The organism is Streptomyces fulvorobeus, from assembly GCF_013167895.1.
Lineage (GTDB): Bacteria > Actinomycetota > Actinomycetes > Streptomycetales > Streptomycetaceae > Streptomyces > Streptomyces fulvorobeus.
Genome location: NZ_BLWC01000001.1, coordinates 2,690,349 through 2,711,862, shown reverse-complemented (window position 1 = coordinate 2,711,862; position 21,514 = coordinate 2,690,349). Strand labels below are relative to the sequence as shown.

General features: G+C 71.5%; 16 protein-coding genes and 2 pseudogenes. 10 read left to right on the top strand and 8 right to left on the bottom strand.

The annotated features are described in order from the left end of the window. The first annotated feature begins 15 nt into the window (after positions 1-15). Positions 16-1,500, top strand: a complete 1,485-nt coding sequence (locus Sfulv_RS12170; protein WP_173313710.1) for a peptidoglycan D,D-transpeptidase FtsI family protein — start codon at positions 16-18, stop codon at positions 1,498-1,500. A gap of 37 nt (positions 1,501-1,537) precedes the next feature. On the opposite strand, the gene Sfulv_RS12165 is transcribed toward Sfulv_RS12170, so the two are convergent. Then, the gene (locus Sfulv_RS12165) at positions 1,538-2,224 is read right to left on the bottom strand and encodes an HAD family hydrolase (RefSeq protein WP_173317774.1); all 687 of its coding nucleotides are present in this window, start codon (positions 2,222-2,224) and stop codon (positions 1,538-1,540) included. 121 nt (positions 2,225-2,345) lie between these two features. On the opposite strand from Sfulv_RS12165, the gene Sfulv_RS12160 reads away from it, so the two are divergent. The 3 genes from Sfulv_RS12160 (at position 2,346) to Sfulv_RS12150 (ending at position 6,958) form a co-directional block, all read left to right on the top strand. Then, the gene (locus Sfulv_RS12160) at positions 2,346-4,928 is read left to right on the top strand and encodes a bifunctional FO biosynthesis protein CofGH (RefSeq protein WP_173313709.1); all 2,583 of its coding nucleotides are present in this window, start codon (positions 2,346-2,348) and stop codon (positions 4,926-4,928) included. Between the two features lie 217 nt (positions 4,929-5,145). After that, positions 5,146-5,619: a carboxymuconolactone decarboxylase family protein gene (locus Sfulv_RS12155; RefSeq protein WP_173313708.1), complete on the top strand. Its 474-nt coding sequence runs from the start codon at positions 5,146-5,148 to the stop codon at positions 5,617-5,619. A gap of 223 nt (positions 5,620-5,842) precedes the next feature. Next, complete coding sequence (locus Sfulv_RS12150) at positions 5,843-6,958, top strand: ADP-ribosylglycohydrolase family protein (RefSeq protein WP_173313707.1); 1,116 nt, start codon at positions 5,843-5,845, stop codon at positions 6,956-6,958. A gap of 75 nt (positions 6,959-7,033) precedes the next feature. Here the strand turns inward: Sfulv_RS12150 and Sfulv_RS12145 are convergent, their stop codons facing one another. The 4 genes from Sfulv_RS12145 to Sfulv_RS12130 all read right to left on the bottom strand — a co-directional run bounded on the left by Sfulv_RS12145 (position 7,034) and on the right by Sfulv_RS12130 (position 11,546). Continuing rightward, on the bottom strand, positions 7,034-8,614 hold the full coding sequence (locus Sfulv_RS12145) for a sodium:solute symporter family protein (protein WP_173313706.1): 1,581 nt from the start codon (positions 8,612-8,614) through the stop codon (positions 7,034-7,036). Positions 8,615-9,330: 716 nt separating this feature from the next. Beyond that, positions 9,331-9,537, bottom strand: coding sequence for a DUF397 domain-containing protein (locus tag Sfulv_RS12140; RefSeq protein WP_173313705.1), 207 nt, complete (start codon positions 9,535-9,537; stop codon positions 9,331-9,333). Between the two features lie 222 nt (positions 9,538-9,759). Beyond that, positions 9,760-10,617, bottom strand: a complete 858-nt coding sequence (locus Sfulv_RS12135) for a helix-turn-helix domain-containing protein (RefSeq protein ID WP_173313704.1) — start codon at positions 10,615-10,617, stop codon at positions 9,760-9,762. Positions 10,618-10,826: 209 nt separating this feature from the next. Beyond that, on the bottom strand, positions 10,827-11,546 hold the full coding sequence (locus tag Sfulv_RS12130) for a GOLPH3/VPS74 family protein (protein WP_173313703.1): 720 nt from the start codon (positions 11,544-11,546) through the stop codon (positions 10,827-10,829). Between the two features lie 274 nt (positions 11,547-11,820). Here Sfulv_RS12130 and Sfulv_RS31200 point away from each other — a divergent pair, with 274 nt between their 5' ends. The 6 genes from Sfulv_RS31200 to Sfulv_RS12110 all read left to right on the top strand — a co-directional run bounded on the left by Sfulv_RS31200 (position 11,821) and on the right by Sfulv_RS12110 (position 17,197). Beyond that, entirely contained in the window at positions 11,821-12,657 is an 837-nt protein-coding gene (locus Sfulv_RS31200; RefSeq protein ID WP_305961371.1) for a hypothetical protein, read from the top strand. Further along, entirely contained in the window at positions 12,654-13,418 is a 765-nt protein-coding gene (locus Sfulv_RS31195) for a D-alanyl-D-alanine carboxypeptidase family protein (RefSeq protein WP_305961370.1), read from the top strand. Before Sfulv_RS31200 ends, Sfulv_RS31195 begins: the two co-directional genes overlap by 4 nt. Before the next feature lie 41 nt (positions 13,419-13,459). Then, the gene (locus Sfulv_RS31190; RefSeq protein ID WP_305961369.1) at positions 13,460-14,257 is read left to right on the top strand and encodes a D-alanyl-D-alanine carboxypeptidase family protein; all 798 of its coding nucleotides are present in this window, start codon (positions 13,460-13,462) and stop codon (positions 14,255-14,257) included. A 150-nt stretch (positions 14,258-14,407) separates the two neighbouring features. Then, positions 14,408-16,279, top strand: coding sequence for a DUF8823 domain-containing protein (locus Sfulv_RS12120; RefSeq protein WP_173313702.1), 1,872 nt, complete (start codon positions 14,408-14,410; stop codon positions 16,277-16,279). Positions 16,280-16,445: 166 nt separating this feature from the next. Beyond that, the gene (locus Sfulv_RS12115; protein ID WP_173313701.1) at positions 16,446-16,943 is read left to right on the top strand and encodes a DUF2975 domain-containing protein; all 498 of its coding nucleotides are present in this window, start codon (positions 16,446-16,448) and stop codon (positions 16,941-16,943) included. Beyond that, positions 16,943-17,197, top strand: a complete 255-nt coding sequence (locus tag Sfulv_RS12110) for a helix-turn-helix domain-containing protein (protein ID WP_173313700.1) — start codon at positions 16,943-16,945, stop codon at positions 17,195-17,197. The genes Sfulv_RS12115 and Sfulv_RS12110 overlap by 1 nt, the downstream gene beginning before the upstream one ends. Before the next feature lie 74 nt (positions 17,198-17,271). On the opposite strand, the pseudogene Sfulv_RS12105 reads toward Sfulv_RS12110, so the two are convergent. The 3 genes and pseudogenes from Sfulv_RS12105 to Sfulv_RS31460 all read right to left on the bottom strand — a co-directional run bounded on the left by Sfulv_RS12105 (position 17,272) and on the right by Sfulv_RS31460 (position 21,496). Continuing rightward, positions 17,272-18,473 (bottom strand): annotated as a pseudogene (locus tag Sfulv_RS12105) (type III PLP-dependent enzyme). Beyond that, positions 18,470-20,236: an IucA/IucC family protein gene (locus Sfulv_RS12100; protein WP_173313699.1), complete on the bottom strand. Its 1,767-nt coding sequence runs from the start codon at positions 20,234-20,236 to the stop codon at positions 18,470-18,472. Before Sfulv_RS12100 ends, Sfulv_RS12105 begins: the two are co-directional and overlap by 4 nt. Further along, a pseudogene (locus Sfulv_RS31460) lies at positions 20,236-21,496 on the bottom strand (MFS transporter). Before Sfulv_RS31460 ends, Sfulv_RS12100 begins: the two are co-directional and overlap by 1 nt. Positions 21,497-21,514 lie beyond the last annotated feature (18 nt).

The window sequence follows — 21,514 nt, the reverse complement described above, 5'->3', positions numbered from 1 at the left end:
GGAGTTGGGGGAGCCATGAACAGGCCGCTGCGGCACATCGCCATCTTCTGCGGGCTGTTGATGCTTGCCCTGCTGCTGCGCTCGAACTGGCTGCAGTTCGCCGAGCGCGAGGAGCTCGCCAACCACGAGCACAACCGGCGCGTCAAGATCACACAGTTCGCCACCCCGCGCGGGGACATCATCGTCGGCGGCAAGGCCGTGACCGGCTCGAAGGCCGTCTCCGGGGCTGAGTTCAAGTACCAGCGCACGTTCAAGGACGGGCCGATGTACGCGCCGGTCACCGGGTACGCCTCCCAGGCGCAGGGCATGTCGCTCCTGGAGAAGACGTACGACCAGGTGCTCAGCGGCCAGGACGAGCGGTTCGCCTTCCGGCACGCCAAGGACATCCTCACCGGCGAGCAGCGGCGCGGCGGCGACGTGATCACGACCATCGACCCGAAGGCGCAGGAGGCCGCGTACAAGGGGCTGACCGACATCGACGCCCGTGGCGCGGTCGTCGCCCTCGACCCGGCAACCGGCAAGGTCCTCGCGCTCGCCTCGACGCCCTCGTACGACCCCGCCGTCTTCGCCGGGAACTCCTTCAAGGAGGGCGACAAGTTCCAGGAGCTCGTGAAGGACAAGAGCAAGCCGCTCGCCAACCGGCCCCTGCGCGAGACCTTCCCGCCGGGCTCGACCTTCAAGATCCTCACGGCCGCCGCCGCCCTTGAGCACGGTGTCGTCACGGACGTGAACGCGAGGACCGACGCGGTCTCCCCGTACCCCCTCCCGCTCTCCACGAACAAGATCGGCAGCGAGGCGGGCGACGCGGCCTGCGACAAGGTCTCCCTCAAGACGGCCATGCAGTACTCCTGCAACAACGTCTTCCTCGACGTGGCGGCCAAGATGGGCGACGAGAAGATGCGCGAGACCGCGGAGAAGTTCGGCTTCAACTCCGACGTCTACTCGGAGGATTTCGGCGACATGCTCGCCACGAAGAGCCTCTACCCCCAGGAACTGGACAAGCCGGGCACCGCGCTGACCGGTATGGGGCAGGGCTCCCTGACCAGCACCCCCATGCAGATGGCGATGGTGACGGCGGCCATGGCCAACAACGGCAAGCTCATGCAGCCGTACATCGTCGACGAACTCCGCGGCCCCGACCTCTCCTCCCTGGAGCAGAACGAGCCGAAGCTCATGAGCCAGGCCGTCTCCGAGGAGACCGCCAAGAAGGTCCAGGAGATGATGGAGTTCACCGCCAAGGAGGGCAGCGCCCAGCGCGCCCTGATCGACGGTGTGACGGTCGGCGGCAAGACCGGCACCGCGCAGCGGGGCGTGGACGTGCGCAAGGAGGTCCCGTACGGCTGGTTCGTCTCGTACGGCAAGAAGGCGGACGGCCAGTCGGTCGCGGTCGCGGTCTTCATCGATCCGACGGCGATGGACATCTCCCGTGAGGACATCTCGGGCGGCGGGCTCGGTGCCCCGATCGCGAGGAACGTGATGAAGGCGGTACTGGGGAAGTAGGCCCCCGGCCCGACGCGTTCGAGGGCAGGGCCCGGGGTCACACCGAGCGCAGGGCGCGTGCCGGGGGCGGGGCCGGGGCTGTGGTGGGTCCGGACAGCAGGGACGGGAGTTCCGTCAGGGACGAGACGCGCCAGTCCGCCGTCGCCGTCACGTCCGGGTGCTCCGCCCACCAGTGGCCGTAGGGGCCGCGCCGGATGTGGGCCGTGCGCAGGCCCAGTGACGTGGCGGGGAACAGGTCGTTGGCCGGGTGGTCACCGACGTACAGGGTGGACCGGGCGTCGGCTCCCGCGGCGTCCAGTACACGGGCGAAGAACTCCGGGTCCGGTTTGGCCACTCCCCACTCCGCCGAGGTGACCACCAGGTCGGCGGGCAGGTCGAGGGCGCGCAGCAGTTCGCCCGCGCGGGCGGTCCGGTTGCCCGCGATCACGACCCGCAGGCCCAGAGCGCGCAGTTCGGCGAGGGCGGGGCGGACGTCGGGATAGAGGTCCGACTCGTCCAGGTACTCGCCCCGGCCCGCCGTCGTGCGGGCGTGGGCCGCCTCGGCGACGTCCATGCCGGGGCGCAGCATCCGCAGCGCGTCGTCGCCCTCGCCGCCCCGGACGACCGCGGCGCCGACCAGGGCGCTGAGGGTGTGCGGGGGAACGCCCAGCCAGTTGGCCCAGGACGCCCAGTAGCGGTCGTCGCGGATGAGTGTTTCGCCGATGCCGAAGACGATCGTTTCCATCACCGTCCGAGCGTACGGGGCAAGCGGGGCATAACGGTCCAGGCGCCAGGAATACCCGGGGTGGTGCGCGGCCCCGCGCCATGCTCGACCGGCGCGCGAGCCTTGCTCGTATGCTCGGTCCATGACCGATCATGAGCCCGGACGCCCGACAGCCAACGCCATGCGACGCGCTCTCAGGCGCGCGCGGGACGGGGTCGCCCTCGATGTGACCGAGGCCGCCGTGCTGCTCCAGGCGCGCGGCGACGACCTGACGGACCTGACCGCGTCCGCCGCCCGGGTGCGGGACGCCGGACTCGCCGCGGCCGGCCGGCCTGGGGTCATCACGTACTCCCGCAAGGTCTTCATCCCGTTGACGCGGCTGTGCCGCGACAAGTGCCACTACTGCACCTTCGTGACCGTGCCGGGGAAGCTGAGGCGCGAGGGGCACGGAATGTTCCTGTCGCCCGACGAGGTCCTCGACATCGCCCGCAAGGGCGCCGAGGCGGGCTGCAAGGAAGCGCTGTTCACCCTCGGGGACCGCCCGGAGGACCGCTGGCCCGAGGCGCGCGAGTGGCTGGAGGCCGAGGGGTACGACGACACCCTCGCGTACGTACGGGCGATGGCGATCCGGGTCCTGGAGGAGACGGGGCTGCTCCCGCACCTCAACCCGGGCGTCATGACGTGGACCGACCTCCAGCGGCTCAAGCCCGTGGCGCCGTCCATGGGCATGATGCTGGAGACGACGGCGACCCGCCTGTGGTCCGAGCCCGGCGGCCCGCACCACGGCTCCCCGGACAAGGAGCCCGCCGTACGGCTGCGGGTGCTGGAGGACGCGGGCCGCTCCAACGTCCCCTTCACCACCGGCATCCTCATCGGGATCGGGGAGTCGTACGAGGAGCGCGCCGACTCCCTCTTCGAGCTGCGCAAGACGGCCCGCGCCTACCACGGCATCCAGGAAGTCATCGTGCAGAACTTCCGTGCGAAGCCGGACACGGCGATGCGGGGCATGCCGGACGCCGAGCTGGAGGAACTGGCCGCGGCGATCGCCGTCGCCCGCCACATCCTCGGCCCGTCCGCCCGCATCCAGGCGCCGCCGAACCTGGTCGACGCGGAGTACGCCCTGCTCATCGGCGCGGGGATCGACGACTGGGGCGGTGTCTCACCGCTCACGCCCGACCATGTGAACCCCGAGCGCCCCTGGCCGCACATCGACGAACTGGCGGCCAGGACAGCCGACTCCGGGTTCGCGCTGCGTGAACGCCTCACCATCTACCCGGAGTTCATCCAGCGCGGCGAACCGTGGCTCGACCCCCGCCTCCTTCCGCACGTGAGAGCCCTCGCCGACCCGGAGACCGGTCTCGCGAAGGAGGGGGCCATCCCGGCCGGGCTGCCCTGGCAGGAGCCCGACGAGGGCTTCACCGCCTCCGGCCGTACCGACCTGCACCACACCATCGACACCGAGGGCCGCACCGGCGACCGGCGCGACGACTTCGACGAGGTGTACGGGGACTGGGAGGCCCTCCGCGAGGCGGCGGCGCCCGGCATGGTGCCCTCCCGCATCGACGGCGACGTACGCCAGGCCCTCGGCCAGGCCGCGGACGACCCGACGAAGCTCACCGACGACCAGGCGCTCACCCTGCTGCACGCGGACGGCCAGGCGCTCGACGAGCTGTGCCGGATAGCGGACACGCTGCGCCGTGACGTGGTCGGCGACGACGTCACGTACGTCGTGACGCGCAACATCAACTTCACCAACGTCTGCTACACCGGCTGCCGGTTCTGCGCCTTCGCCCAGCGGCGTACGGACGCCGACGCCTACACCCTCTCGCTCGACCAGGTCGCCGACCGTGCCGCGCAGGCGTGGGACGTCGGCGCGGTCGAGGTCTGCATGCAGGGCGGCATCCACCCCGACCTGCCGGGCACGGCCTACTTCGACATCGCGCGGGCGGTGAAGGAGCGCGTCCCGGGCATCCACGTGCACGCCTTCTCGCCGATGGAGGTCGTCAACGGAGCCACCCGCACCGGCCTGTCCATCCGTGACTGGCTGACCGCCGCGAAGGAGGCGGGTCTCGACTCGATCCCCGGCACCGCGGCCGAGATCCTCGACGACGAGGTGCGCTGGATTCTCACCAAGGGCAAGCTGCCCACGGCCACCTGGCTGGAGGTCATCAGAACCGCCCACCAGGTGGGTCTGCGCTCCTCCTCCACCATGATGTACGGGCACGTCGACCAGCCGCGCCACTGGCTCGGCCACCTGCGGACGCTGGCCCGCCTCCAGCAGGAGACCGGCGGTTTCACCGAGTTCGTGACACTGCCGTTCATCCACACCAACGCGCCCGTCTACCTGGCGGGCATCGCCCGGCCCGGCCCCACCGCCCGCGACAACCGCGCGGTCACCGCGATGGCCCGGCTCCTCCTGCACCCGCACATCACCAACATCCAGACCAGCTGGGTCAAGCTCGGTACGGAAGGCGCGGCGGAGATGCTGCGCTCGGGCGCCAACGACGTGGGCGGCACCCTGATGGAGGAGACCATCTCCCGTATGGCGGGGTCGAGTTACGGCTCGTACCGGTCGGTCCAGGACCTCGTCGCCATCGCGGATCTCGCGGGCCGCCCGGCGAAGCCGCGTACGACGCTGTACGGGGAGGTGCCGCAGGAGCGCGTCCGGGCCGCGGCGGGCTCGGACGGGCACCTTCCGGAGCTGCTGTCGGTGCTGCCGAGCTGACGAGGACACCGCCGGGCCGACGACGGACGGCCGCGCGCCCGCCGGACCCCCGGCGGGTGCGCGCCCTCAGCGCCGCCCTTTCCCGCCGGTCCGGACCTCGTCCACCGGGCTGTGAGCCGCGTCACGTTCCTCCGGATCGCGGCCTTACGTGTCACATCGGGCCGGGCAGTTCCGTCAGAGAGACGTAACCACCGGCCACGGCACACAGGAGCCCCGCGTGAACGCTCGTCTCGACGTCTTCGGCAACCCGGTCGCCACCACGCTCATGAAGCACTTCGCCATGGCGGGTAAGGCGGTCACGGATTCGGGCCTGCCGGCCACGACACAGGAGCTGGTGAAGATCCGTGCCAGCCAGATCAACGGCTGCGGCTTCTGCCTCGACATGCACACCAAGGAGGCGGCGCACCAGGGGGAGACCGCGACACGGCTGCACCTGATCGCCACCTGGCGGGAGGCCACGGTGTTCACCGACGCCGAGCGCGCCGCGCTGGACCTCACCGAGCAGGGCACCCGTATCGCCGACGCCGCCGGCGGTGTCCCGGACGAGGTCTGGGCGAACGCCGCCACGTTCTTCGACGAGGACCAGCTCATCGCGCTGGTCTCCCTCATCGCGGTCATCAACGCCTACAACCGGCTGAACGTCATCCTTCAGCAGCCCGCGGGCGACTACAAGGTGGGCCAGTTCGGATAGGCGTCTGGACCGGACGCGGCGACGTGCTGTGGCCGGGACAGCGAAAGCCGTCCCGGCCGCAGCACTTCCCCTGGTCCTCCCTCCCGCGAAACCGTGAGGAATGCCGTTCAAAAGTGCTCTCACGAGCTACTGCGTACATACCGTTCCACCTCTGATCCGGGCCTTCCCGTTCGATTACAGTGCTCGCGCGGTCACACGCCGGTACGTAAGGGGAAGGGGCACGGTGAACACAGGGACCACGGCTGTCTGGGGCCGTGCCGAACAGCAGGACTTCCGCGGCCGGGTACGCGGGGCCCTGCTCGGCGGCGCGGTCGGGGACGCGCTCGGCGCGGGTGTCACCGGGCTCACGCTGGAGCAGATCCGCGAGGCCCACGGCACCGAGGCGGTCACCGACTTCGTCCCGGCGCACGGCGGGCGCGGCACCGTCACCGCCGTCACCCAGCTCACCCTGTTCACCGTCGACGGTCTGATCCGCGCCCAGGTCCGCCGCGACACCGGCGCCTGGCACCCGCCCACCGACGTGCACCGGGCCCACCTGCGCTGGGCCGCGACCCAGCGCGACTGGGGCCCCGACGAACGGCGCGCGGAGGACGGCTGGCTCGCCCGCCAGGAGTGGCTCTACGCGCGCCGCGCCCCCGCCCGCGCCTGCCTCACCGGCTTCGGCGACACCGTGATGGGCACCCTCGACCGGCCGAAGAACCCCACCGCACGGGACTCGGCCGCCCTGACCCGCTCCGCGCCCTTCGGGCTGCTGGTCGGCTGGGAGCCGCAGCTCGTCCTCCAACTGGCCGTCGAGTGCGCGGCGCAGACCCACGGCCACGCCACCGCCCAGCTCGCCGCCGGAGCCCTCGCCGTGATGGTGCACGGGCTGGCGCGCGGCGAGACGCTGGACGGCTCCGTGCAGCACGCCCTGGCCCTGCTGGCGGGACGCCCGGGCCAGGAACCGGTCACCGAAGCCCTCAAGCAGGCCCTCGGCTCCGTACGCCAGGGCATTCCGGGCCCCGCCCTCATCGAGGCGCTCGGCGCCACGGACTCCGCCGAGGAGGTCCTCGCCGTGGCCCTGTACTGCGCCCTGGTCGGCGAGGACGTACGCCACGGGCTGCGCCTCGCCGTGAACCACTCAGGCCCCTCCGCGGCAACGGGGGCCGTCTGCGGCGCCCTGCTCGGCGCGCTGCACGGTGAGACGGCGCTGCCGCCCGCCTGGCTCTGCGCTGTGGAGGGCCGCTCCACCCTCCTCGAACTGGCCGACGACTTCGCGATGGAGATGACCCAGGGCCCCGCTCTGCACAGTCCGGCCGCCGTCGCGCCGGGGTGGCTGGCCCGCTACCCCCGGGGGTGAGCGCGGGCGACGGGGACGGGGGCCGCGCACCCTCCCGGCCCGCCGCCCCCGTCGCGTCTCCTGGTCGTACGACGGTCAGTCCTTCACCCTCCCGGGGGCCACCTTGTCCCCGGGCCCGGCCTGCGCGGGAATGCCCGCACCGCCCGCCGCGGCGCCGTCCCCGCCGTCGTCGGTGTTGATCTGTTCGATGATCGCGTCGCGCTCCGGGGTGTCCTCCGGCCTGATGAAGCCGATGACGATGTAGAGCACCAGCGAGATCGCCAGCGGCAGCGCCACCTGGTACTGGAGCGCCACATCCGTCTTGACCGAACCGTCGAGGTTGTAGTTGGTGAAGAAGAACGCGAGCAGCCCCGCCGCCCAGCTCGTGAGCGCCGCAGTCGGCCCGGACCTCCGGAACCCGCGCAGCAGGCCCAGCATGAACGGGATCGCGATCGGGCCCATCAGGCCGGCCACCCACTTGATGACGACCGAGATGATGTCCTTGAACGCGGGGGAGTTGATCTGTGTGGCCAGCGCCATCGACAGCCCGAGGAAGGCGAGTGTGGACAGCCGCGCCGCCAGCAGACCGCTGCGGTCGCTCCAGGTGCGCGCGGACTTGGAGAAGACCGGTGCGATGTCCCGGGTGAAGACGGCCGCGATGGCGTTGGCGTCCGAAGAGCACATGGCCATCGTGTGCGAGAAGAACCCGACGACCACCAGGCCCAGCAGACCGTGCGGCAGCAGTTGCTCGGTCATCAGGGCGTACGAGTCGGACGCGTCCGGCTTCTGCGCGTCGACCAGCAGCGGGGCGACCCACATCGGGAAGAAGAGGACGACCGGCCACACCAGCCACAGGATCGCGGAGAGCCGGGCCGAGCGGGTGGCGGAGCGCGGCGAGTCCGTCGCCATGTAGCGCTGGGCCTGGTTCCACATGCCGCCGTTGTACTCGAAGGTCTTGATGAACAGGTACGCGAGCAGGAACGTCACCGTGTACGGGCCGGCCGTCGGGTCCGTGTGACCCTCCGGCAGCTTGTCCCAGACGGTCCACAGCGAGCTGACGCCGCCCAGTTCCCGCAGGACGATGATCAGCATCGCGAGGCCGGCGAAGAGCTGGATGATGAACTGGCCCAGCTCGGTGAGGGCGTCGGCCCACAGCCCGCCCACCGTGCAGTAGACGGCCGTGATGGCGCCGGTGATGAAGATGCCCTGGGTGAGGGTGATGCCGGTGAAGACCGAGAGCAGCGTGGCGATGGCCGCCCACTTGGCGCCGACGTCCACGATCTTCAGGAGCAGCCCGGACCAGGCGAGGGCCTGCTGGGTCGGGATGTTGTAGCGGTTCTTGAGGTATTCGAGCGGGGACGCGACGTGCAGTCGCGAGCGCAGCCGGTTGAGCCGGGGTGCGAAGAGCTTGGCGCCGATGCCGATGCCGATGGCGATCGGCAGCGACCAGGTCACGAAGGACGTGACGCCGTACTGGTACGCGATGCCGGCGTAACCGGTGAACATCACCGCGCTGTAGCCGGACATGTGGTGCGAGATGCCCGACAGCCACCACGGCATCTTGCCGCCGGCCGTGAAGAAGTCGCTGACGTTGTCCACGCGCTTGTGCGACCAGAGTCCGATCGCGACCATCACACCGAAGTATCCGATGAGCACGGCCCAGTCGAGACTGTTCATGTGCCCCTCCAGGGGTCCGCCTTGTGAACGGGTACGCACTTCGTCAGTACGGCCGTTCAGCGGTGCCCCCGTGCGGGAGCGGGGACTTCGGGGATTGAACCGTCTGTCCGGGGCCCCGGTCAAGACATCCCATCGATCAGGGATGTGAACGCCAATCAGCAAGACGAACGATTTTGCTCGTTCTTGACCTTGGGAGGCGTTGTCGCGAACGTGGCGGCGGCCACACGATGGGCGGGCACTTCGTCAGGCTGTGCAGAGACCGGAAGCCCGCCCTGGGTGACGCCTGTCCGTCCTGGGTGACACCTGTACGACAAGACCGCACGGGATGCGGGTCCCGTGCGGCCGAGCGAGGAGGAGACCTGTCCCAGCCGTCAGCGCGTCAGTTCGCCGGGTCACCGGCGGCGATGGTCACGGACTCGCGGCGTGTGCCGCTGCCCGGGTGGCCGGTGGCCGTATGGCCGTACGAAGAAAGCCGGGGGTGGACACCCGGCTGTGCCTGCCGGGCCCTCCGTGGAGGGCCCGCGTGCCTGCTGGCGAGGCACTTCGGAGGGGTCGGTGCGTGGATCGGTCGCGCTGACCTCGCCCCGGTCCTGTTCCCGGTGTCCGGGGCGGGCCGGTGGCAGGTCCGGATCGGGTCGAGCCCCCTCGGCCAGGACGGCGGACCAGTCGAGAGGGCTCCAGCGGATGCCGCGCCTGAATCCTGCGGGCGGCATCGGTCAGGCGTCGGCCACGCCCGTCGCGACATCCCGGACGAAGGCGTTCCACGCGCCGGACACGAAGGTGAGCGAGGGGCCCTCGGGTGCCTTCGAGTCGCGCACGGCAATGGCCTGGGTAAGCGGGGACTTGACCTCGACGCAGGCGCCGTTGCCGCCGGAGTACGAGGACTTCGTCCACATGTCCGTAGCACCCTGAAGAATAGCCATGTTCACTCCGGTTCAGAGAGTTGTGCGAGCGGAACAGACCGCGTTCCAGTTGGCGTGATCGACGCTACTCGCCAACTTCCCGGCGTGGCGGAGCCATTCACTCGACCGGGTGGCTTTTGAGCTGTGAGTCTTCCGCCGGGAGGCAGCGGCAGTGTAATGTGCCGCCACCCCCCGATGGCACCCGGTTTCTCTCGCAGAACAGACGCCGCGGGGTGACCGGAATCAGCTGGCGTAACGCTTGGCGATGTCGCTGATGAACTCCCGGGTCTGTTCCACGTTCAGCGCCTGCGCCCGCAGATGCTCGTACATGACGCTGTACCGCTGCACATCATTGGCTTTCTCCAGGTACAGGTCGCTGGTGACGCCCTCGATGTAGACCACGCTGGAGTCCGCGGCATCCGGGAACTCCAGAATGGCGTACTGCCCGTTGATGCCGGGATGCGCTCCCATGCTGAACGGCAGCACCTGCACGGTCACGTGCGGCAGGCTGGACTGCTCGATGAGGTACTCCAGCTGGTCGGTCATCACCTGCTTGCCGCCGACCATCCGGTGGAGCGCGGACTCGTCGATGACCGCCCAGAGGCGCAGCGGATGCTCCGGCGCGCTGATCCTGTCCTGCCGGCGGGCCCGGACGCTGACCCGCTTCTCGATGTCGGTGGCGGCCGATTCCGGCAGCGCGCCGTTGATCAGCGCCTCGGCGTACTGCCGGGTCTGGAGCAGCCCGGGTACGACCTGGGGTTCGTACACCCGCAAGGACTCCGCGTCGGTCTCCAGACCGATGTAGACGCTGTACGGGATGTCCCCGAAGGCGTGCCACCAGCCCTGCTGGCGGGAGTCCTTGGCCATCTGCATGAGCGAGTCGACGATGCGGTGGTCCTCGACCTCGTACACCCCGCAGAGGTCGCGGACGTCACGCTGGCTGATGGAACGGCGGCCGTTCTCCAGGCGGCTGATCTTCGACTGCGAGACGAGCAGGCGCTCCGCCACCTCCTCGGCCGTCATGCCCTTGATCTCGCGCAGGCGGCGCAGTTCCTGACCCAACCGACGTCGCCTGACGGTGGGATTGACGTTGGACGGCACGGAAAGTGCACCTCCGGCTATGTAGCTGTGCGTATCTACTGCTCAGCAGATTGCCACCCCTGACCACGAGCGCGCTGGGAAACGGCCACACGCAGGCGCGCGGGGCAGCCGGTTGACCCGGCTGCCCCGCGCGTGGTGCGGCTCCCGAACCGGGTCTTTGGGGACGTCGGTGCGGCGGTATTCGATTCTCCGCGCGGTCGTCTGCGCGGTCAGTGGACGGAGGTGTGCGCCATGCTGCCGCGGCCCGCTTGAGGTCCCGGCTGCAACGGCACACCTGCCGCCTGCTGACTACGGCGTGGCTGCACGGCCACGCCGTTCTGGACGTCCATCACGGCATGCGCCACGAGTCCGCCCATGGGGTCGTGTCTGATCAGGTCCCGGAGCCGGGAGCGCGATGAGCGCCCCTCGTTCCCGGGGTACAGGTGCTTGCCGAGTCCGACCGCGTGGGCCAGTGCGGCGAGCGCCGCGGTCCGCGGGTCCGGCGGTACGCCGGTGCGGATCGCACTGTCCAGCCGGTTCTTGATGTCCCGGCTGATCGCCGTGTCCGTCGCCTGGTAGCGAGTCGTCGGCAGCACTCCGCACATCTGGCCCGCCACGGCATGCACCATGCCGCACCGCTCCAGATGAGCGAGGTAGATCTGGCGCAGCCCCAGCCGGGGCCCGCCAATCCAGTGGACGGCCCGAACCGGGCTGCCGCGTCGGCGCAGCAGTTCCAGTGCGGAGTCCAGAGTCGGATCTCCTGTCGGCCGTGGCATCACCACGGCGATACGATCCCCGTCAGGGGCTATCCGTCCTGCCAGAGCCAGCTCCACTAGCTGAGCTCCGGCGAGGCCGAGGTCGAGCGACTGCGGCTGCGCTGTGGTACCCGTGGTCGGGTCCAGAGCGAGCAGCAGAAGCTCCTCCGGAATTGTTCTGCGGCTCCTGCCCATCCATGCCTCCCCGCGTGGATGAGTGACAGGGTGACCCCTCTCACATTGGTCTGTCGAGAGCGCCTGGGTGCTTTGTATGGGAACCAGTAGGTATGTCGTTCTCGTCTAGCAGCCCGGCCAGGGGTTCACACAGGACACTGGTAGATGGTTCGGACAGCGCGGGGTTGCCCCCGCAGCGCATGGAGGAGGCATCGGTGGCGGGCGAGTCCCCGAGAAGTCGGAGCAGCGGAAGTCCTCGGGGACGGCTGCGGAGGAACGCGATCCGCGCCTCGCCGTGTTCCGAGAACCGGCCGCGACGGCGGACGGCGCGACGGCGGTCTTCCGTACGCGTGCCCTCCCCGGGGCCGCGGAGAGTCCGGTGGACGCCGAGGAGGCCGTGGACGGCCCTCAGGCGGGCTCCACGCCGCCCGGTGGGGCCGGGGAGAGCTCCGGGGGAGCCGGGGAGCCCTCCAGGGCCGCTGAGGCGCCTGAGGCGCCCGCGGTCGCTGAGACGGTTGAGGTCCCGGTGACGGCCGAGGTGGACGAGACCGGTGAGGCCGGTGAGGCGGCTGACGATGCACCGCGGAGCGCCGGTGCGGAGCCGGATGCCGCGTCGGAGCCGGGTGACGCGCGGCTGCGTGCGGCGGTCGCGGCGTGGGTCGCGAGCGACGACGGCGACGCGGACTCCGGTGACGGTGAGGTTTCCGGTGACGGTGAGCTCTCCGGAGACGGTGCGACCGCGGGCGGGGACGAGCCCCGGGTCCCCAGGACCCGCACCGTGCCGGCCGCCGCCGCCGGGAGCGCCGGTCCGCCCAAGGCGGCTGCCGCGCCTGAGCCCACGGCCGTACCCGAGCCCACGGCCGCGCCCGAGCCGTCCGCCGTCCCGGCGAAGCCCACGGGCACCGCCGGAACGCCGGGATCGGGCGAGTCCGGTGAGTCCGGCGAGTCCGCCGTGCCCTCCGGTGCCACCGGGGCGTCCGCGCCCGCCGCCTCCGGCAAGGCCGGAACGGGAGCCGGGGCCGGTACGTCCGGTGCGCCCGGTCCCTCGGGGAGCGTGGTGAGGCCGACCGGCCCACCGCTGTCTTCCAGGCCGTCAAGCCCCGCCAGGCCGACCAGCCGACCACCGCGTTGAAGATCCCCCCGGCGGAGCCGAAGACGGGGTCGCAGCCGAAGACGGAGCCGAAGACGGGGCCGGAGCCGGAGAAGCCCGAGTCGGCCGCCGAGCGCACCAGCACCTTCGTGCCGCTGCGCTCCGACGACGTGCGCCGGCCCGCCGCGTCCGCCATCGGCCCCACCGTCACCCCTGACGTCACGCCGAGCCGGGGCGACGGCCCCGGGCGGCCCGTGGCTCCCAGTTGGGCGGCCTCGCCCGTGGGGGCCGAGGCGGCGGCTTCCGCCCCGTCGCTCGGGGGCGCCGAGCGGACCCGGCAGCAGCCGTTGCCGCCCAAGCCGCCGCTCGACCTGCTCGCCGAGCTGACCAACACGCCTCCGCCGGAGGAGACCCCGGTCCGTACCGCGGTCCGCCGGGTCAAGATCTGGACGCCCCTCCTCCTGCTCGCGGTGATCATCTTTGCGATCGCACAGATGGTGCGCCCGCTGCCGGCTCCGGAGCTCAGGCTGACGGCGGAGCCGTCGTACACCTTCCAGGGCGACCCGCTGGACCTCGCCTGGCCCGACCACGGGCAGTCCGCCGTGATGGTGGAGGGCGTCGGCTCCATGGGTTCCGCGGGGGCGCAGAAGCCCGCGCCGATCGCCAGCGTCGCCAAGGTCATGACGGCGTACGTCGTCCTGCGCGAACACCCGATAAAGGGGGACGAGACCGGCGAGATGATCACGGTGGACCAGCGCGCGGAGGACGAGTCCAAGCTGACGGACGAGTCGACGGCCCCCTGAAGAAGGGCCAGAAGCTCAGCCAGCGCGATCTGCTCCAGCTGATGATGATCCCGTCGGGCAACAACGCCGCCCGGCTGTTCGCCCGCTGGGACTCCCCGACCGAGGCCGAGTTCCTCGACAAGATGAACGACGCGGCCAAGGACCTCGGGATGGCCGACAGCACGTACACGGACCCCAGCGGACTGAAGAAGTCGACCATCTCCACCCCGGCCGACCAGCTGAAGCTCGCCCAGGCCGTCATGGAGAACGACGTCTTCCGCCAGATCGTGGACATGCCCGAGGTGGATATCGAGGGCGTCGACATCAAGATCTACAACAACAACTCGCTCCTGCTCAACCCGGGTGTGAACGGCATCAAGACGGGTTCCACCACTCCGGCGGGCGGCTGCCTGCTCTGGTCGGCGAACACGGTCGTGGACGGCAAGACGCACCGGATCTACGGAGTCGTCATGGGGCAGCAGGCGGGCACGGGCGGGTCGTACGACAGCCTCACGCTGTCGCTGACCAACGGGATCAAGCTGATCCAGGACGCGCAGAAGGCCGTCACCTCGGCCACCGTCGTGAAGAAGGGTGACGTCGTCGGGTACGTGGACGACGGCTTCGGCCGCAGCACGCCCGTGGTCGCCACCAGGAACCTGAAGGCCGTCGGCTGGTCGGGGCTGGAGGTCGAACTGTCCGTCACGGACAGCGGCAAGGCGATCTCCCACACGGCCGCGGAAGGTACGGAGGTCGGCATGGTGACGGTCGGCTCCGGTGCCGGAAAGGTCAGTGCTCCGGTCGCCCTCCAGGGGGATCTGACGGAGCCCGCTCTCGGCGACAAGCTGACGCGCGTCGGCTGACGCGCACAGCGGGAAGCGGAGGAGGAGGCGCCGCCATCGGCGCCTCCTCCTCCCGCTGGGGCACGTGTTAGCGTCCCCAGGCAACTCAGGGCCCCGGGACGGCGTCCATGTGGACGTACGGGGCCGGCGCAGGACGGGGAGAGAGCCGTAGTGACCACCGCTGAGCCGAGACCCGGCCGCGCGACGGAGCACGGCACCGGAGACACCGGTGCCGACGCAGGCGGTACGGGCGGCAGCGGGAAGACGCGAATAACGCTGCCTGGCCCGCGCACCCCCGAGTCCGTGTCCACGCCGCCGCGTCCGGTCCGCGGGCGACGGCTGCTCCGTCACCCCGTGACCCTGGCGACGGCAGCCGCCGCGGTCACCCACGTCCTGTGGTTCTTCCTCTTCGCGAACAGTGGCGGCGACCTCGCCGCCCAGGACGCCTGGGCCGAGTTCGTCGGCCGGCACCCGGGGACCGCGTACAACCTCGCCTGGTACGGGGGCATGCACCCCGTCTCGTACAGCGTGGTGTCGCCCTACCTGATGTCCGTCCTGGGTGTCCGCACGACGATGATGGTCGTCGGTACGGTGTCGGCGGCGCTCACCGCGCTGATCCTGGTCCGGGTGCGGGCCGTCCGCAACCCGCTGGCGTGCTCGCTCGCCGGGGTCTTCGCGTACCTGTGCAACGCGCTCTCGGGGCGGGTGACGTTCGGCCTCGGCATGATGTTCGCGCTCGGAGCGGTCGCCGCCGTCTTCTGCTGGCCGTACCGCTGGCGGCACAAGCGCTGGGCCAAGGCGGCCGTCGCGGCGCCCCTCGCCGGACTGGCCACCGCGGGCAGCCCGGTCGCCGGACTGTTCGTCGGAGTGGTGGCGACCGCCCTGTTCCTGAACAAGCGGCGTCCCGGCGCGTACGCCCTGGGGGTCGCCCCGGTCGCCGTCGTGGCGCTGTCCTCGTGGCTGTTCCCCTTCTCGGGTACGCAGCCGATGTCCCTCGGGACGCTGTCGCTGCCGTTCCTCTTCTCGGTGCTCGTCTTCGTGCTGGTGCCCAAGGAGTGGAAGTCGGTCCGCACCGCCGCCGCCGTGTACGGCGTGGGGACCCTGCTGACGTACGTGGTCGAGTCGCAGATCGGCTCCAACGTGTCGCGCATGGCGATGCTCTTCGCCGGAGTCGTGCTGCTGGCCGCGCTGCCCTACACGGTGCCGCGCAGCCGCCGCTGGTACGCCCTGATCCTGGCCTTCGCCGGGCTGAACTTCTGGATCGGCTACAAGGGCGTCGACGACCTGGTCCGCACCGCCCCGACCGCGTCCTGGACGCGGGAACTGGCCCCGCTGGTCAACCAGCTCCAGCGGGTGGGGGCCGAGCGGGCCCGGGTGGAGGTGGTGCCTGCGAGCAGCCACCGTGAGGCGTCCGCGCTCGCGCCCTGGGTCAACCTGGCCCGCGGCTGGAGCCGGCAGGCCGACATGAAGCGCAATCCGCTGTTCTACGACGACACCCTGAACGCCGCCAACTACCGGCAGTGGCTGGACCGCTGGGCCGTGCACTACGTGGTGCTGCCCGAGGGGTCGCCGGACGCCAGCGGGGCCGTGCAGGAAGCCGCGCTGGTCGCGGAGGGCCTGCCGTACCTGACGGAGATCTGGGGCAACGCCGACTGGACGCTCTACCGGGTCCGCGACGCCGTGCCGATGGCCGATCCGCCCGCGACGGTCGAGCGGGCGGGCGCCGACTCGGTGACCGTCCGGGTGGAGAAGGCGGGACGGGTGCTCATCCGCATCCCGCACTCGCGCTGGCTCGCCGTGGTCGACGAGGAGGGCAAGGGCGTGGAGCGCCCGCAGGAGACCGAGGAGTCCAAGCTCCGTTCGGAACAGGACGGGGACGCCGAGAAGTCCTTCGAGAACGTGCACGGCTGTCTGATCAAGGCGGAGGAGGACCCGGAGGGCGACGAGTGGACCGAACTGCTCGCGCCCCGGCCGGGCGTGTACCGGCTCGCCGCCCCGTACCAGTTCCCGCCGGGTACCCCGTGCCCGGAGGAACTGGGCTGAGGCCGGTGCGCCCGGGCGCGTACGTCGCGCCCGGTGTCTCCTCCCTCCATAGACCCGCCCCCGGCGCGGCGTGCTGCCCTGAGGTGCCGGCACTGAGAAACCCTCATCTTGCCCTGCCTATCGTTTCTCGATAGATTTCCATCGTGGGTCAATCGAGGGAGACGTGATGGGAAAGCTGACAGTGCTCGCGCTGCGCACCGTGCTCGTGGTGCTGCTCGCCGGTTCGGTGTTCGTGGAGGCGGTGATGGTGCCGCTGCTGGCAGCCGATCTGGACGGGCTGAACGAGGACTACGCGTATCTGCGGGCGCCGTTCCTGGTGATCACCGTCCTGGGGGTCCTCACCGCTCAGCTCGTCCTGGTCTGCGTATGGCGGCTGGTGACGATGGTGCGGCGCGGGACGGTGTTCTCCGAGGCCGCCTTCCGGTACGTGCACCTGGTGATCGGCGCGTTCGTGGCGGCGGCGCTCCTGGTGTTCGCGCTCGGGGCCGTCCTGGCGCCGGGCGAGGCGGTGGCGCCCGGCGTCGTCCTGCTGCTCGGCGGGCTCGGTCTCGCGGTCCTCGGCGTGGCGCTCATCGTGCTGGTGCTGCGGATGCTGCTCGCGCAGGCCGTCGCGCGCGATGTCGAGGCGGCGCAGATGAAGGCCGAACTGGACGAGGTGATCTGATGCCGATCGCCGTCGACATCGACGTGATGCTGGCCCGGCGCAAGATGTCCGTGGGTGAGCTCGCGGCCCGCGTCGGGATCACACCGGCCAACCTGGCGGTGCTCAAGAACGGCCGCGCCAAGGCGGTGCGCTTCGCGACGCTCGCCGCGCTCTGCGAGGTGCTCGAATGCCAGCCTGGGGACCTGCTGCGGTGGGAGGCCGAGCAGGACACCGGGGCCGTGGGTGAGGAGGACGGGGCGCGACCCCTTCGCTGACCGGTGCCGGCGGGGCCGTCCCCTCTGGGCCGGGAGGTGGCCGCGCCACTCGCGACGCAGCCGCCGCGGTCGCGCTACTCCAGGAAGTGGAAACCGGGCCGCGGGTGCATCAGGAAGTCGTGGTGCGAGATGTTCCAGGCGTACGCCCCGGCCAGGGCGAAGGCCACCCGGTCGCCCGCCCGGAGCCCCGGTGCGGGAACGGACCGGGACAGCACGTCCTTGGGGTGCAGAGCTGGCCGGCCAGCGTCACGGTGTCCTGGCGTGCCACGGGGCGCGGCCAGGGGTGGGGCCAGGCGTCCACGGGGAGCACGGCGCACGGCTGGTCGTGGCTCTTGGCCGCGGGGGTGCGCAGATGGTGCGTGCCGCCGCGCACGACCGCGAACTCCTCGCCGCGGCTGTGCTTCACGTCCAGCACCTCGGTGGCGTACCAGCCGCAGTACGCGGTGAGGGCGCGGCCCGGTTCGATCCGCAGGCGCAGGCCGGGGTGGGCGTCGGTGAGGACGCCGAGGCCCTTGCCGTACGCGGCCCAGTCGTAGCGGGAGCCGGGGCGGGCGTAGTCGACGTTCATGCCGCCGCCGATGTTCACCTCGGGCAGGGGGACGCGGTGGCGACCGGCCAGCGCGAGTGCCCAGGTGACGACGGAATCGGCGACGGCGAGCTGCTCGGGTGCGTCGAGTCCGCTGGCCAGATGGGCGTGTACGCCGAGCAGTTCCAGGTTCGGGTAGGTGCCGTCGGTGAGGAGGCGGACGGCTGTGTCCGCCTGGTCGGGGTCGAAGCCGAACGGGGTCGGGCGCCCGCCCATGGCCAGGGAGCTGCCCTCCAGCGTGCCCGCGGACAACGGCAGGTTGAAGCGCGGGAGTACGGAGATCCGGGCGTCCGGGGCGCGCAGGGCGGCGAGGTGCGCCAGCAGGTGCAGCTCGTGCTCGCTCTCCACGTGGAAGCGCTCCACGCCGAGGTCGAGCGCCGCGACGATCTCCGCCGGTGTCTTGCCGGGGCCTCCGAAGGCGAGCGGGCGGCCGGGCACGGTCTCACCGACATGGGCCAGCTCGCCGCCGGACGAGACCTCGTAGCCGTCCACGTACGGCCGCAGGGCGACCAGGATCTCCGGCTCCGGGTTGGCCTTCGCCGCGTAGTACAGCTCGACGCGCTCGGGCAGCGCGGCCCGCACCGCGGCGGCGTGGGCGCGCAGGGCCGGCAGGTCGTAGAGGTAGGCGGGCAGCTCGTCCGGCGCGAGGGCCAGGGCGCGTGCCCGCACGGCGGCGGTCGGGGTGGTCATCGGTCACTCCAGGGGGTGGCGGGGCAGTCGGGCCGGGAGGCACCGGAGAGGAGTTCCGCCGCCAGGGGAGAGGGCAGGCGGACATAGGTGGCCTCGCGGTCGGCCTTGCGTCCCCAGCGGGTGAGCAGGTTGGCCTTGGCGGGCAGCGGGACACCGGCCAGCAGGGCGCTCAGACGGGGTGGGCAGCCGTGTTCGTCGGCGTATTCCTGAAGGGTGGCGCGCACCTGGGCCCAGAGCGCGGCCTCGGACTCCGGGTGCAGGTCCGCGAGGACGGCGAGCGTCTCGGACACGTGGTTGACCAGCAGGCAGTAGACGACCCTGTCCCAGCCGCGCTGCGCGTCGTAGGTGAGCGGCTCCGCGACCTCCGGCGGGAGCGAGGCGAGCGTCGCCGCGTGGAACTCGGGGACGAGCTTGGTGCCCTCCAGATCGCGGAAGAGCATCTGTACGGGCAGACCGTCGCCGTCGACGCAGACGAGGACGTTCTGGAGGTGCGGCTCCAGTACGAGGCCGTGGTCGAAGTACGCGGCCAGGACGGGCGGCACGAGCAGCCTGAGGTAGGCGGCCCACCAGTCGTGGGCGGCCTGCGGGCCCCCGCCGCCCGAGGCCAGCAGACGGGAGAGGTGGCCGGGACCGGTGGGGAACTCGTCGGCGACGGCGCCGGCCAGCAGCGCGGTCGTACCGGGCCGCAGCCGGTCCGCCAGCCCCTCGCGGACGATGACACCGAAGCCCTCCAGGAGCCCCAGGTCGGTCCGTCCGTCCGGCCCCGGCACCGCCAGGCTGCGGTACGCGGGCTCGCGGAGCACGGCGCTGCCGGGGAAGCGGGCGGCCAGGTCGGCGAGGGCCGGTGCGAGTACGCGGGTCAGGGCCACGGCGCCCGACAGCTCGTAACTGGAGTTCTTGCGCACGCAGTTGGTGATGCGGATGCTGAGGCTGAACTTGAGGAACGCCTCGCCGTCGTAGAGCGTGCGCACCGACGCCGTCGCCGTGAACGGCTCCTTGCCCGGACCGAGGTCGAGGATGTCGCCCCTGTCGAGGCAGGCCCGCAGGGCGGGGTGTTCGTGCAGCAGCTCGTACTGCCAGGGGTGCACGGGCAGCAGGCGGTAGCCCTCGGGGACCGGGTGGAGCCGGTCGATGGGTGCGGTGGCCCCGGCGCCTGTGGACTCCTCGGCGACGAGGTGCTCCCGTACGGCGAGCATCCGCAGGGGAAAGGAGGCGCCGGCCTCGGGGGCGTAGGCGGACCAGGAGGCCGCCTCGCCGCTGCGCGCCTTGGGGGTGGGGTGGAAGCGGTGGCCGAACAGGAGGGACTGCTCGGACGCCAGATAGGTGGCGAGGGGGCCGTTCACCGGGCCCGGCGGGGTCCGTGGCGCGGCGAGCGCGGCCGACACCCCCTCGTGGCTGGAGCGGACCTGGTCCAGGAACTCGTCGTTGGCCACCCCCGTACGGAGCGAGAGCTCGGCGTGGATGTACTCGGCGAGGCGGAACCAGTCCACCTCCTTCCAGCCGTCCTCAAACGGTTCGGTGACCGGGCCCCGGAAGCGGTGGGCGCCCAGCAGCGAGGTGCGGCGCAGCGCCACGCGGAGCAGCACACCGCGCCGGGGCAGCCGCAGCAGCAGGTGGCCGTCGGTGACGGCCGTCTGGTGCTCGGGCCCGGACACTTCGCGCAGCAGGCAGTTCAGCAGCGTGTGCGCCACGACCCGGTCGGCGCACGGCAGGTGCGCGGGTGTCGAGGGGTGTGCGCGGGCGGTGCCGGTGGGCAGTGACATCAACGGCTCCAGCGGGTGTGGGTGCGGATGCGGGGGGCGCGGCGGGTCAGGACGGGGAGCGCGGTGGCCAGCACCGCTCCCAGGGCCACTGCGGTGCCGACGAGCAGGGGCGCGGCAGGTCCGAACGCGCTGTTGGCGGCCGCGGCGGCGACACCGGCGGCGACCGCCCCCGCCTTCGAGACGAATTCCAGGGAGCCGAACATCCCGCCCGGCGGGCGTCCCTTGGCGCAGTCGGCGGCCAGCATGGAGAGGCAGACCAGGCCGAGCGTGAGGCCGATGCCCAGGAGCAGCCGGGCGACGGTGAACGCGGCGAGCGTGCCGGCGGCGCCGTGCCCGGCGAGGCCGGAGGCGATGAAGCCGAAGCCGAGGGCGATCCCGAGGCGGGGGCGGCTCTCGAACGCCTTGTGCACCTGCATCGCGCACAAGAGGTAGAAGAGGTGGGGCAGGGCGAAGAGCACCCCGGAGACGACGGGGAGATGCCGGGCACGCGTTCCCCGACCAGGGAGATCAGGTAGGGGAAGGAGATGACGGTGGAGAAGACGAACGCGAACTCGTACGTGTAGAGCGACCGGAGCGGGGTGACGGGTTCCGTGGTCCGTGTCCGTGGGCAGGCCGGTGCCAGTGCGGGGGCGGGCTCGGGTGCCGGGGACGGCTCCGGTGGTTCCAGGACCGCGGGCGCCCTGCCCGGCTCCGGCAGCGCGGTGAGCATCACGGCCGCCGCCAGGGGCAGCACCGCCAGCAGCGCGTACTGGCGGTGCGGCGAGACCCAGGGGGACAGGGTGCCGACGACGACCGGCGCGAAGACGAGCGCCGCGCGTGCCGCACCCTGCATCAGGGTGAGCGCCCTGGAGAGGCCGGGCCCTTCCAGCGCCGCCGCGAGGTAGCCGTTGGACGCGGCGAACGTGCCGCCCAGAACGCCCTGGAGTACGAGCGCGGCGGTGAAGGTGGCCAGGGAGTCCGCCCAGCCGGCGAGCAGGAACGACACGGCCAGCCCCAGCTGGGCGCGGAGCAGCAGCCGTTTGCGCCCGTAGCGGTCTGCGAGGCGCCCCCACATCGGAGCGCCCAGCGCGCCGAACACCGTGGGGACGACGTAGAGCAGCCCGGCCCAGCGGGCGGTGGCGTCACCGAGCTCCGGAAGGATCAGGGTGAGGTAGGGGGCAGGCCCAGCGCGGCGAAGGACGCCACGAAGTAGCAGGCGGCCACGGCGCGCACCTGGCGGCGGCCGAACTCCGGCCTGGCGGCCGCGGTCCCTGTCGTCATGCCGATTCCGGACGTCAT